13 protein-coding genes are annotated in these 12,333 nt (G+C 62.8%); 6 read left to right on the forward strand and 7 right to left on the reverse strand.

Annotation, left to right across the window (positions count from 1 at the left end; translation table 11 throughout):
* The 7 genes from F3H32_RS17210 to F3H32_RS17240 form a co-directional block, all read right to left on the reverse strand.
* On the reverse strand, positions 1–1,682 hold a 1,682-nt coding region (locus F3H32_RS17210), incomplete at its 3' end, for a recombinase family protein (protein WP_149766709.1).
* 3 nt (positions 1,683–1,685) lie between these two features.
* Complete coding sequence (locus F3H32_RS17215; RefSeq protein WP_085502599.1) at positions 1,686–1,901, reverse strand: hypothetical protein; 216 nt, start codon at positions 1,899–1,901, stop codon at positions 1,686–1,688.
* A gap of 352 nt (positions 1,902–2,253) precedes the next feature.
* Positions 2,254–2,763 (reverse strand): hypothetical protein, encoded by a 510-nt coding sequence (locus F3H32_RS18005; protein WP_223191525.1) that lies wholly within the window; start codon positions 2,761–2,763, stop codon positions 2,254–2,256.
* A gap of 792 nt (positions 2,764–3,555) precedes the next feature.
* A complete protein-coding gene (locus F3H32_RS17225; RefSeq protein ID WP_223191526.1) occupies positions 3,556–4,971 on the reverse strand; it encodes an AAA family ATPase in 1,416 nt (471 codons plus the stop codon).
* 85 nt (positions 4,972–5,056) lie between these two features.
* Positions 5,057–6,022 (reverse strand): response regulator, encoded by a 966-nt coding sequence (locus tag F3H32_RS17230; protein ID WP_149766891.1) that lies wholly within the window; start codon positions 6,020–6,022, stop codon positions 5,057–5,059.
* Positions 6,019–7,356 carry a sensor histidine kinase gene (locus tag F3H32_RS17235; RefSeq protein ID WP_188128711.1) on the reverse strand — a complete coding sequence of 446 codons (1,338 nt, stop codon included), beginning with the start codon at positions 7,354–7,356 and terminating at the stop codon, positions 6,019–6,021. The genes F3H32_RS17230 and F3H32_RS17235 overlap by 4 nt, the downstream gene beginning before the upstream one ends.
* The gene (locus F3H32_RS17240) at positions 7,353–7,835 is read right to left on the reverse strand and encodes a molybdopterin-dependent oxidoreductase (RefSeq protein WP_083539298.1); all 483 of its coding nucleotides are present in this window, start codon (positions 7,833–7,835) and stop codon (positions 7,353–7,355) included. The genes F3H32_RS17235 and F3H32_RS17240 overlap by 4 nt, the downstream gene beginning before the upstream one ends.
* A 136-nt stretch (positions 7,836–7,971) precedes the next feature.
* Between F3H32_RS17240 and F3H32_RS17245 the strand changes: the two genes are divergently transcribed.
* From F3H32_RS17245 to F3H32_RS17270, 6 genes are all read left to right on the forward strand, one after another.
* Positions 7,972–8,523: a hypothetical protein gene (locus F3H32_RS17245; protein WP_149766893.1), complete on the forward strand. Its 552-nt coding sequence runs from the start codon at positions 7,972–7,974 to the stop codon at positions 8,521–8,523.
* A gap of 1 nt (position 8,524) precedes the next feature.
* Positions 8,525–9,097 carry a hypothetical protein gene (locus F3H32_RS17250; RefSeq protein ID WP_149766894.1) on the forward strand — a complete coding sequence of 191 codons (573 nt, stop codon included), beginning with the start codon at positions 8,525–8,527 and terminating at the stop codon, positions 9,095–9,097.
* A gap of 8 nt (positions 9,098–9,105) precedes the next feature.
* A complete protein-coding gene (locus tag F3H32_RS17255) occupies positions 9,106–9,585 on the forward strand; it encodes a hypothetical protein (RefSeq protein ID WP_011749577.1) in 480 nt (159 codons plus the stop codon).
* Entirely contained in the window at positions 9,582–10,109 is a 528-nt protein-coding gene (locus tag F3H32_RS17260; RefSeq protein WP_149766895.1) for a hypothetical protein, read from the forward strand. Before F3H32_RS17255 ends, F3H32_RS17260 begins: the two co-directional genes overlap by 4 nt.
* Complete coding sequence (locus F3H32_RS17265) at positions 10,106–10,630, forward strand: hypothetical protein (protein ID WP_149766896.1); 525 nt, start codon at positions 10,106–10,108, stop codon at positions 10,628–10,630. The genes F3H32_RS17260 and F3H32_RS17265 overlap by 4 nt, the downstream gene beginning before the upstream one ends.
* 133 nt (positions 10,631–10,763) lie before the next feature.
* The coding region (locus F3H32_RS17270; protein ID WP_149766897.1) for a vWA domain-containing protein at positions 10,764–12,333 on the forward strand (1,570 nt) is incomplete at its 3' end.

Consider the following 12,333-nt stretch of genomic DNA (forward strand, 5'->3'; position numbering starts at 1 on the left):
GCCCCCGCAACCATCGTTTCCGACTCGACTGATTTACCAGCCCTCGCCAAGCGCGGGGGCTTTGTCGTATCCGCCTCCGAAAGCGCCAGAATCCCGGCCAGTTCGCCCAGCAGTTCGATCTCGTGTCCGCCGGGCGCATCGGGTTCGGGCACCATCCGGATCTCGGTGATCAGGCTCCGAAGGATCTGCGTTGCTTCCAGCTTCATCCCCGGTTCCTGAAGCGCTGCTGAAAGGTTTGCGATCTTCTCGCGGTAGAGATCCGACAGGCGCGGATGCAGCCGCAGGGCCGGAGGCTCCGGGGTATCTTCGAGGAAGGCCGTGAGCTGCGCTTTCCGGGCTTCAAGATCCGCCATCTTCGTCTTCATCGACGGGTGATACATGCCGTCCTCGATGGCGGCGAGGATGCCGGCGATCTTCTTCTGGATCTGCTTCAGGTCGCGCCTGGCATTATCCCGGTCGCTGCTGCGGTCGCCCGCTGCGGCATTGAACGCCTTGCGGTATTCCTCGACGAAGGCGGCGATCAGATCGGGGTGCAGGAGCTTCTCGCGCAACCCGTCGAGCACCCGGGCCTCGACCTCTTCGCGCAGGATTGTCGCACGGTTGCTGCAGATGCTGTGGCCCTTGTTGCGCGCCGCCGCGCAGCCGTAACGGGTCTTGTTGATCAGCGTATAGCTCGCCCCGCAGCAGCCGCATTTGACGAGGCCAGAGAACAGGTAGTCCGGGCGGCGGGCGCGTTCGGGCCGGGGCCGGGCAGACTGGACGCCCGCCGGGTTCATATCGGCGCGGATCGCGCCTTGCCGTTCCTTGGTCGCATGCCAGAGGTCATCGGGGATGATCCGCAGGTCCGGCACCTCTTCGATAATCCAGTCCTCGGGTGGGTTCGGCCGGGCCTGACGCTTCTGCGTCGCCGGGTCCTTCACGAAACGCTGTCGGTTCCAGACGAGGCGGCCGATATAAAGCTCATTGTTCAGGATCCCCGTGCCGCGCTTCCAGTTGCCGGAAATCGTGGATGGTCCCCAGGTGCCCGCGCCCTTGCCGCTGTCGGGCGACGCGATGCCTTCGTCGTTCAGCGCCGCCGCGATGGCGCGGGCGGAACGTCCCGAGGCATATTCGGTGAAGATGCGGGTGACGATCGCAGCCTGATCGGGGTCGATCATCCGTTCGCCGGTGGTGAGCGTTCCATCGGCACACAACTCGCGCCGGGCGCGATAGCCATAGCTGATGCCGCCGGCCGACTTGCCGTCGCGCACACGGCCTTCAAGGCCACGATGTGTCTTTTGGGCGAGGTCTTTCAGATAGAGCGCCGACATCGTGCCCTTCAGCCCGATATGCAGTTCGGAAATCTCGCCCTCGGCCACGGTGATCAGGGGGATGCCGAGAAAACTGACCTGTTTGTAGAAGGCGGCGATATGTTCCTGATCGCGGCTGATCCGGTCGATGCTTTCGGCGACGATGACGTCGATCCGGCGGCGCCGGGCGTCGTCCTGCAACTTCTGGTAACCAGGGCGCAGAGCCGATGCGCCGGAGATGGCGGCATCGGTATAGACTTCGGCAATGGTCCAGTCCTTCTGCGCGATCAGGCGTCGGCAGATGCGGATCTGGTCTTCAAGTGAGGCCTCGCGCTGATTGTCCGAAGAATAGCGTGCATAGATCGCGGCGCGCAGTGCGGGGGATTGGATCATGCGTTACTCCTTCGGGCGATGCGCTGCCTTCTGCGCGGCAATGTCGGCCAGGGCGACGTGGCGCGCCAGCAGCTGGACGAGGCGAACAAGGTCAGGGTGCGGCGGTTCGTGATTCTGGGCAAGGGCTTTGTCGGTGCTATCGGCCGAAGGGGCCGAAGCGGCGGCCGCCGTCTGTGCGGCGCCGTCCTTCCTGGCAATATCTCTCCGGTCTCGCGCCATGGGCCGAGCTGCTCCCTGCGCCGTGGGACATGGCCCATCGGCGTTCGCTGATGATGATCCTGTGTGCGGGTGGTCCCGCTGCTGTTGGAATGATCATAGGGCATGGGAACGGCTCTCTAAGCTGAAAACTGGGTTCTCGTGTCTCGTGAATGTGGATAACCACCTGAAAATACGCAAATCTCACCCTCAAGAGGGGTGACGAGGGACGACTGCGGCTCATTGGGAGCGCGCGACGACCGCCTCCTGATCGCCGGGCGGGGCGAGAGCTGGGGCGAAGCGGAACATCGGGCGCGAATTATCCGGATTTTACGGGGCAGGGCGTATGATCCAGCTTCCAGATCGCCCCGATGCTTCATCCGGAAAACTCCGGCCGGTCCGGGTATAGCCGCCTGACGACTGCCCTGCGCATGCGGATGGCGAGGCTGTCGTGGAAGATCTCCATCGTCCGTTTCCGTTCTGACGGGGGGAGCCAGCCGTCCGGCCACCGCCAGTTCGAAAAGAATAGCCAATCCAGATCATGGATCCTGATGAAGATCAGGCCCTGTTTTACCGATTCCCGGGTGAGCGGCAGGCCGATCACCCGGCTGGCGCCGTATTCCGCGCGCAGCCCCTCCTGATGGGCCTCGCGCCGGATCAGTCCCTCGGTCACGTCCGCCTCGGTGATCGTGACCAGCCGGTCCAGTTCGTGGCGGATGTTTGCGGGCATCTCGATGATGGCCCGGTCCAGCGCCTGCCGGAAGCGCGGATCGGCGGCGATGTCGAGACCCCATTCCGGCGGCTCCTCGCGCCAGAGCACCGGTTCCGCGGCTGCGGCCCATTGACCGGATCCGACCAGACCAAGCGCGCAGAGGACCGAAAGCACCTGCGTGGTGGCCCAGGCCGGGCCAAGCCCATGCGCGGCCGTGATGTTCGGCTGCGGCAGGACCTCGCCCGCGCGCCGGCCCCACCACGCGGCAGCCTCGGGGGATTCGCACCCGTCCGGCAGCCGGTATGATAATTGCCCGCGTTGATGGGCGAGGCTGAGAACGGTGACGCAGATATCGTCCCATCTGGGGAGAATATCCGGCAGGCGAGGGTGGGCCGACGGCCGGGCCCCGCGCCCAGTCTCCTCCGCCTGTCGAGGGCGAATAGTGTCTCGCAGCCGAACTGAAAGGCGGTGGTGAACATATGGTCCATTCCTCGCCCTTGCGATCAAGGACAGGCAGGTTGGCTTCGATGAAGCGGATCACCGGAGGGATCCATGCCGCGGGGGCGGGGTGGTGGTGCATGGCTGGTTTCCTCATCTGGGAGAATATCCGGGGGGAGAGGGGTCAGGACATCACGGGCGGAGGATTTGATTGTGCCGCGCCATATCACGTTGTTCTTTTGCGCCTGATCTTTCTCTTCTTTGAATTGGACGCACTGCGGCGCCGAAATGCCCGAAGCGTTTTTTTGATCTTTTGTTTTTTGTTCTCGGTCTTTTGCTCTCTCCTTATTATTCCGCTGGGGAATGGAGGGGGCGGCGGGCAGGGCCCGCCGCAGGGAGCACGGTTTTTGGTTTTGAGGGCTTGTTTGGCGGCGTTGCCGCTCTTTTGTTTTTTGTCTCTATTATTTGTGCGGGCGTGGTGTGACAGGGTGACGCGTGATCGCCGGTTGGGCGTCACCCCTTCAGTCTCTACTCCGGTTGCGGCGCGGGGCGCGCGTTATGATCGTCGTCCGGCGCGGTATGGCGCACCCGCGCGAGCCAGTCCTGGGCCTCGGTGCGGTCCATGTCGCGCGATGCCATCAGCGCCTCGGCCATCTCTTCGAGCAGGTTGCGGTGGACGCTGAGAATCTGGACAGCGCGCTTCTCGGCAGCCTCAAGCTCGCGGCGGACACGAAACAGCACGTCGGGGTCCAGCGCGATCAAGGTCTCGGGATCTGCGGTCCAGACCGGGCCCTGGGCACCGAGTCCATATCGTGTCTGGATCGATGTGGCGATCATCGTCGCCTGGGCCAGGTCTGAGTCCGCACTGCCGCCTGCGCCAGCCGAAATATCCCCGATAACGAGGCGTTCTGCGGCACGACCGGCGAGGATCTGGGTCAGCCGGTCTTGCAGGTCGCTGAGCAGTCCGGGCTTCTCTCTGGCGGTGAACACCGTGCCGCCGCCGCCGTCGCGGTTCAGGAAAATGCGGCGGACCGGGCCGAGGTTCAGGGCGGCGCAGATAATGGCGTGGCCACATTCATGGAGGGCGACGCGGCGGTCGATGGCCGGGTCGTGGTCGAGGATGAAGACTTGGCGCAGATCGTCCAGCGTCATGTCACGCTTTTGTCCCCGTGCGATTGCCCGCGTTTGCCGGATCGCGGCATCGATATCGGCGGCAGAACAGCCGACAGCCCGCGCGGCAAGATCGCGCAGATCGACCTCGCGCAAATCGGGCAGGCAGTGCCGGAATACGCTGAACAAACCATCGGCATCGGGCAAAGGCAACGCGACCTTCATGTCGAACCGTCCTGCGCGCAACACAGCGGGGTCGATCAGGTCCGGATGATTGCAGGTGCCGATGACGATCACGCCCTCCTCCCGCGCGACGGCGTCCATCTCGGCCAAAAACGCGTTGATCACCTGGACCCTGTAGCTGTGATTGTGGCGATCCCGATCGCGATCTTCACGCGAGCCGACGGCGTCGATCTCGTCGATGATCAGCACGGTCGGTGCCTGCGCGCGTGCCTGGCTGAACGTCCTGCGCATCTCACGCAGCATGTCGCCGAGATGTCCCGCTGCCTGCCACTGCCCGAAGGTGCCGGTCACCACGCTGAACCCCGCGCTGTTGCCCATCGCGCGGGCGATCCACGATTTGCCGGTGCCGGGCGGGCCGTAGAGCAGCAGGGTGCGGGTCAGGTCCTGCCAGCCGACCTCGCCTTCCCGGCAATCCACACGCATCAATTTGGCAGCAGCATCGAAGGATATATCACGGACCGTGCGGATGGACTTAAAGAAGGTCCACATCCAGACATCCACCGGTGTCTCCGGCGCAGCTTCCGGCAACTCACCGGCTATCATTGTAGCCATCGTCGGGTTTGAAGCGTTCGAATGAAGCGACGAGAACATATGAGAACATACTGACTACAAGTCCTTCGTGTTCGTTGCGGAACGGTCTTGATCGCTATGTCAGATATTCAATGCGCCGCTTCACTCAGGTCACCGGCTGCGCCAGTGGTACTGACAGAATCAACGCCACCAGTTCCGCCTGCCTTTGCACGCCGGTCTTGGAGAAGATGTTTCGCAGATGGAATGCGACGGTCGTGCCCGAGATCGCCAACCGGTCTGCAATCTGGCTGCGGCGCAGCCCTTCTGCCAACAAATACGCGACCTGGGCTTCCATCGGCGTCAGGCCGAACAACTGGCCAAGCGTCGCAGTGTCCATAGGAGGTTTGCTGTCTGTGCCGCTCAGTATCAGCATGGCGACCGCCTCATCATGGTGCGAGTGCGCTGGCAGCGACATCCCGATAATCATGAGCTGGCACCCATCGTCCAAGCGCAACCCCGTCGGCGCCATCCCTTTACCCGGGGCCAACCCTGCGATCAACGCGGACAGCTTCCGGCCATTTTCGCCGCTGGCGGCAAAACGCCCACTCAGCGAGATTCCGGCCGCGCCCGACAAGCTTTGGGCCAGAGGATTGGCATGGACCACGCCGCCATTGGCATCGAGCAGCACCACGCCAAGAACCAGGCGGTCGAGGGCGGCCAGGCCAGATCGATCTCCCGGCATTGCGCGCAACCTTTGCATCCGGTTCAGGCGCGCTTCAACGGTGGCACGAAGCAGGTCGTAATCAATGGGCTTGGTCACATAATCGTCGGCCCCCGCCATGCGCCCATCGATTACCTGCTGGCGCGAGGACAGGGCAGTCAGAAAGACAAAGGGCACGTCATCAAGATCGGGTCTCGTCCGGCGCAAATGGGACATGAACCTCTTGCCGTCCATGCCGGGCATCAGGATGTCACAGAGGATCAGATCGGGGCGCTGCCTTTCCAGACAGGCCAGCGCCTCGCGCGCATCTCCGGCGGCGCTCACGATGTAACCGGCCTCGTGCAGTTCGAAGGCGATGTCGTCGCGCAGGGATGGTTCATCCTCGACACACAGGATCAGTGGCGCGGTCATGCGACGTCATCCTTCGGCAGGTAAAGCGCGGCTGTCAGGCCTCCCCCGTCACGCTGCGTCAAGGTCACGTCTCCTCCCTGTATTCGCGCCAGATCGCGCGCAAGCGTCAGCCCCAATCCGGAGCCGGGCAAAGTCTCGTGCCCGCTGCCTCGGTAGAACCTGTCAAAAGCACACTCAATCTCTTCGGGCGACATACCCCTCCCTCTGTCCTCGATCCGACAGACGATGCAGTCCCGCGACTGAAAAACACTCACATCGACGCGGCAATCGGGCGGAGAATACAAGAGCGCATTGCGCAGGAGGTTGGACAGGATTTCGGCGGTCAGCATCGGATCGCACAGCGCGACAGTTGGTTCTGTTTGCACCGACTGCCGAATACGGGCCGGGTCGCGGTCCCACGCCGTCGCCATCAGGTCATCAATGACTGAAGATACAAGATCGTTTAGGTCATGGGCGCGCAGGCTAGGAAGAACCGCATCGCGTTCCAGCCGGGACATCATCAATGCGGTATCTGTCAACTTCACGAGCCGCGCGACCGCCTCACGGGACACCGCCGCCTTTTCCGAGATCAGTTCTGGTGGAACCGGGCCGCCGCTGCGCCGCGTCAGGCGGTGCATCGCGCTGTCGATTACGGCTAGCGGCGTGCGGAACTGATGGGCAATCAGGTCGGCGAACCGGCGGTGGTTCTCGGAGGTTTCGCGTTCGCGTTCCAGATCGCTGGCGAGCTTCTCAGCCCGCAGGTGGTCCAGCTGTCCGCTCATCAGCCGCCTCTCACGATCGATCAGGATTGCCACCAGCCCCAATCCCGCTACAGCAGCCCCCAGCACTGACATCAGCGCAAGCAAATGCAGGTGCCTCAGGCTGTCCAGGCGCGTGGCCTGACTCTGCCATTCATGGGACATCACCAGACTCGCCTTGGTCCTTAGTGCAGCGACCAGCGCCGTGACATGTGCCCGCAGCGCGGCCGGATCGGCACCTTGCGCGGGGTCAAGCGCCAGAAGCCCACTGCGCCAGCGTGCAAGTGTTTCGGACACTCCCGCATTCTCGAGAAAGCGACGTTGCGGCCCATCTTCCAACAGCGTCAGCCGCGAAACCAATATATCAAAACGGGTCTGGATCTGTTGTGGCGCTGCCTCATCCGAGAGCGCCAGCGCAAGGTTCAAGGCCTCGATCTGCGTCTGGCCAAAGACCCAGATCATGTTCTCGGTTGCGGCAATGCGCATCTGGCGTTCCAGCACCACAAGCTGCCACGCAGCCAGCGCCAACAGGCCCAGGCAGATCGCCACCAGCCCACCAAGCCACAGATAGCGGGCCCGCCCGCCTGTGCCGGTCATTGCACATGCAGCGCGACAAGCTGCCAGACCCATCGCATGTCATACCGTATATCGGCCAGAACGCCGTGATTGTCGCGCGGATAGACGATCCAGACTGGACCCTTGTCACGCGGGGTCAGAGGCACGTCATCCATGTAAAGCGCGGCTAGAACATCAAACCGGTGAAAATCCTCGACAGGTATATCGACGACATAGTCGTTCAACGCTGTCGCGCGCACACTACTTCCCTCGGCTCCGGCATGGGCGAGGACGTCTCGCATCAGCACACCGCGGAACTCCGGCCTGCCATCTGTGACGCTGGTCGATGTCGAAAACTCATGCCAGTCCATCGTATCGAAATCCGCGCGCGTCATCTCCACTCTGCCGTCCGTGACCGCGCCGGTCAGGGTCAGCAGGACGTCCTCGGCAGCCGCTGGTACGGCCATGAACACAAGTGCCGTCATCAACGCGGTCTGAACGATGTGATACCGCAAGCTCATCACCACAACCCAAAATGAAAACCAGGTTCCGGACTGAACTCTATCACAGGAGACTACATGTTCCCCGTTCAAACGAACGGGGCGGCCAGTCTTGAGCAGAACTAAACTCGGAATCAAACAGCAGGAGGATCTACGCTTGACCATCTTCTCGACCATGCGAAGAGCGGGCATACCTGTTCTGGCCTGTCTTCTGGCGCTGCCGGCGCTGGCCGACGAGCCTGGAGGGCTGGTTACCGGCAGTTTTGGCGATCAGCCGCTGGAGCTGACTGTTGCCCCCGAATTGTCCGGCGCGACGATCATCGGCAACTATGCCGATGCCTCCTTGCTTGCCTCACAGATGGAGGGCGATCAGGGGCCGGTCAATCTGGAACTGACGATCAATGGCGAATTGCCCGCGCCCGGCGAAATGGCGCTGACGATCACCTTTGCGCGCGACATGGGACGGAATTGGACCGGCGATCAGGACAGCCTGACACTGACCCTGGAGGAATTCACGCCGGGCGACGGGATCGTCGTCTTGAAGGGTACGCTCACCGGGCAAGTCAGCCTTCGCCCCGCAAACGAAACTCGTTGCGCTCTCATCCCGACATCCCCCGGATGCAACAACGGGCAAGTCAGCGGTGGCCCCTCATCCGAAACCCGGCCTGTCACCTTCAGCTTCGACACCCGGCTTGAAGAGCTTGACTGAGATGGCTGGACCCGCCTTTGCCCGAACTGCGGCCCTGCTGCTGATCGCTACGGCAACCTCAGCACTGGCCGGTGAACCGTCCAACCCGGTCTGCCACGCGGACGTCCATCGCGCCGGTAATTTTGACCTGCGACAGATTGGTCCGCTGATCGCGGGAACGTGGACCGAAGCCGCCATCGGAACGAGTGTGGCAATAGGCGTTCAGGAGAGCACCTTCGAGATCATTTATGATCGGAACCGCAACCGATTGTATCTGGGTTCGGACGGCATTCAGACCGAACTGGTGCCGGTTCGAGGTGGCAACAAGCCGCTGCGCTTTGACTTTGTGCGTGGCGAGCCAATGGACCCGCAGTTTTATATGTTGACTTCAACGGGTTCCGAGCCCGGCGCGGAGCCTTGGGAATGGGCGGTGGTTCAGGATTGCCAGATTGCCTCGGCACCGCAATTCGAATGGCAATTCGGCACCGGTGCGCGGCGCTCGGACGGGATCATCAGTTTCTTCTCGGCCAATGAGGCGATGGGAACAAAACGCAATTCGGCGCGGGGCGTCCGCGAACAGCTGATCAGCCGATAGGAATGACAATGAAGGTGCTTGTCCCGCTTGTCCTGGCCCTCGGAATCGCAACCCCCGCTGGTGCATTGGACGCCATCGGCGAGATCGGGGCAAACCTGGACGGTGAAGAACTGAACTGGCAGGTGATGCGTCAGGATGATGGCTCGGCGATGGTGCAGATCACCGATATCGGCCCGCTGACCATGATCGAACTGCATGCACTTGGTGATGGCAGCATTTCTATCGGCCTGATCTTTCACGGCAAGCCTTCCGGAGATACGCCGCCCGCCGGTCTGACCATCGACATGCGGCCCGATCGCGGGGCGATGGCGGGCGCGGTCTGGGAAAGCGAGGAAGAGCCGCCGCAGATGTCGATCGACCTGCTGGATCTTGAGGATGAAGGCCGCATCCAGGCCAGCTTTGCGGCAACCCTATGCCGCCGGGATGCCCCGGACGACTGTCGCGACGTCGAGGGGCGGATCGACACGTCGTTGGGTGCAGGCCCATGACACTGGCCGAGTTTCTGGCTGATCCGCTGCGCGTGACGCAAATCTCCGACAGCGTGCTGGAGATCGAGAATCGTCCGGTCCGGCGGGCGGTGATTCCTGCGGCGGTGATATTGGTGGCGATCGCGGCGGGCCTGGCAGCCATCGGGGATGGTGCGACCGGAACGGGGATCATCGTGCTTGCCGTGGTGGGCCTGATCGGTTGGCTCTACATGCACGAGTTGGTGCAGCTGACTCAACTGAGCCTGGACAGGCATGCCGGTCTTGTCCGGCTGCGTGTGACCACATTGCGCGGGCGGCGTGAAGAGACATTCGCACTCTCGGACCTGCACAAGCTGGAAAGCATCGCGCACTATGGCACGGCGGCAGGAAACGATGAGACTCGGCTGGTGCTGATTTGCGGATCGGGACCAGAGCGGCGCGAGATCATAGTGCCCATGTTCCGCCCGGATCCCGAAGAGGTGGCGCATCTGACGGGCGTCGTCAATGGCTGGCTTTCCCGCCAGGGAAAGGGAAACCCGTCATGAGTATTGAGACGAATACGCCCGAACGACTGGAACTGGAACTGGCGATACCGCGCTTTATCCTGTGGTTCGTCATGCTGCCTGTCCTGCCGATCACCCTGATCGGGCTGGCCAATCTGATCGGGGGAGAAATCCTGACCGCGCTGGTGCTGCTGGTCGGGCTGAACGGGGCCTTTCTCGCGGGATATGTCGCTCTGTCCGAGCGCACACGGCTCAGGCTTGACGCAGGGTCAGGGCTGGTCAGCATCATCCGGACATCACGCCTCGGTGCGCGTCAGCGGGACTATCCGCTGGAGGCGCTCGACAGTGCCGAACTGGACCGCAGCCATGCCTCGCGAGAGGATCGCAGCACCTCGAAGGTGGTTCTGGTTTTTCGCAACACCCGCCCGGCAACACGGGTTCCGTTGTCACGTTGGGGCGTATCGGGCGATGGCCCTCCGCAGATCGCCAATGACATCAACGGCTGGCTGCGACGCCATTTCGGGGACGAACAGACTACCCCAACCTCTCAACCTTCAAGCTGATCACGACAGGAGGAACCGGCGCCATGTGGGATTTCAATACCGGACAAGCTCTCGGACTGCTGGGCCGAACAATGCCTCTTGTGCTCCGGCGTGCCGGCGCCCGCTTCGGGACAACGTGCGATGGAGTAGCCGCATGAGATTTTTTATGACTGCCGGGCTCATCGCCCTGACATCCGCCCTTGCGCCGGCGGCGCTTGCCCAGGAACAGCCCAGTACGATTCTCGTTTTGGATGCCTCGGGGTCGATGTGGGGGCAGATCGACGGGGTGAACAAGATCACCATCGCGCGCGATGTCGTCGGCGAAATCGTGTCGGATTTCCCCACCAATCAGAACCTCGGTTTCGTCACCTATGGCCATCGCGAGCGTGGGCAATGCGCGGATATCGAGACCCTGGTCGACCCCGCGCCCGGCACCGCGGCAGAGATCATCGGCATCGTTGAAGGGTTGAACCCGCGGGGCATGACTCCGATGACCGATGCCGTCATCACCGCGGCTCAGGCGTTGCGCCACACCGAACAGGCGGCGACGGTGATCCTGGTTTCCGATGGGATCGAGACCTGCAATCCTGATCCTTGCGCCGCCGCCCGCGCATTGGAAGAAGCGGGCGTAGATTTTACCGCCCATGTCATCGGCTTCGACGTGCGGGGCGAAGCCGATGCCCTGTTGCAGATGCAATGCATCGCCGAGGAAACCGGCGGCCGCTTCCTGACTGCCGACAATGCCCAGGAACTCAACGAAGCCTTGCGCGAGGTCACTGCCGCGCCGGCCTCAGGGAGTTTCACCTTCACCGCAAATCTCGGAGGCGAGGAGATCGGCGACGACACCGTCTGGGAGCGGCCAGTAGCGCCACTGGAGCTGCCACTTCTGTCCGACGAGGTGATCTGGGAGATATCGGATACTTCGTTCAACAGGGTGCAGACCGGCACCGCGAACCCTTTCACCACGGATCTTCCGTTCGGCGACTATATCGTGACGGTCCATTCGACGGCGCAGGACGACTTCTCGCAGACCGAGGCCAGTTTGGCGTTGGACAGCGCGCGCAATGTCCACGCCATTTTCCCGCCCATCACGTCGCAACAGCCCACCGCCCAGGTCTTTGGCCCTGCACAAACCCTGGTTGGCTCCGCGTTTACGGTGAGCTGGGAAGGTGAGGGTCTGGCTCCACGTGATTATGTGACAATTGTCCCCGCCGACGCCGAAGACGGAGCCTATGCGGATTATGACCGGCTAGAGAACCGTACCGAAGGCGAGCTTCGTGCACCTGCCGAGCCCGGCCTCTACGAAGTGCGTCTGCAACTGGACGCGGGTGACCGCGTGCTCGCCCGCACCCCGGTCGAAGTTGTTGATGCCGAGGTTACTGTCTCGGCGCCAGCCCAGGTCGTTGTCGGGTCGGCATTCCCGGTCACCTGGCAGGGTGAGGGCCTGCACGCGCGCGACTACGTGACTATTGTTCCCGCCGGTTCGGCGGACGGCACCTATGCCGATTACGATCGCATGCAAGGTCGGAGCGAAGCCGAGCTTCGAGCACCTGCCGAGCCCGGCCTATACGAAGTGCGTCTGCAATTGGACGCGGGGGACCGCGTGCTCGCCCGTGCCCCGGTCGAGGTGGTCGATGCCGAGGTTACTGTCTCGGCGCCAGCCCAGGTCGTTGTCGGGTCGGCATTCCCGGTCACCTGGCAGGGTGAGGGCCTGCACGCGCGCG

It is taken from the genome of Paracoccus thiocyanatus, from assembly GCF_900156255.1.
Classification (GTDB): domain Bacteria; phylum Pseudomonadota; class Alphaproteobacteria; order Rhodobacterales; family Rhodobacteraceae; genus Paracoccus; species Paracoccus thiocyanatus.

Coding starts and splice junctions, on each gene's coding strand:
- F3H32_RS17215 (WP_085502599.1), bottom strand. CDS start 1,901: ATGGCGCGAGACCGGAGAGATATTGCCAGGAAGGACGGCGCCGCACAG.
- F3H32_RS17225 (WP_223191526.1), bottom strand. CDS start 4,971: ATGTTCTCGTCGCTTCATTCGAACGCTTCAAACCCGACGATGGCTACA.
- F3H32_RS17230 (WP_149766891.1), bottom strand. CDS start 6,022: ATGACCGCGCCACTGATCCTGTGTGTCGAGGATGAACCATCCCTGCGC.
- F3H32_RS17235 (WP_188128711.1), bottom strand. CDS start 7,356: ATGACCGGCACAGGCGGGCGGGCCCGCTATCTGTGGCTTGGTGGGCTG.
- F3H32_RS17240 (WP_083539298.1), bottom strand. CDS start 7,835: ATGAGCTTGCGGTATCACATCGTTCAGACCGCGTTGATGACGGCACTT.
- F3H32_RS17250 (WP_149766894.1), top strand. CDS start 8,525: ATGGCTGGACCCGCCTTTGCCCGAACTGCGGCCCTGCTGCTGATCGCT.
- F3H32_RS17255 (WP_011749577.1), top strand. CDS start 9,106: ATGAAGGTGCTTGTCCCGCTTGTCCTGGCCCTCGGAATCGCAACCCCC.
- F3H32_RS17260 (WP_149766895.1), top strand. CDS start 9,582: ATGACACTGGCCGAGTTTCTGGCTGATCCGCTGCGCGTGACGCAAATC.
- F3H32_RS17265 (WP_149766896.1), top strand. CDS start 10,106: ATGAGTATTGAGACGAATACGCCCGAACGACTGGAACTGGAACTGGCG.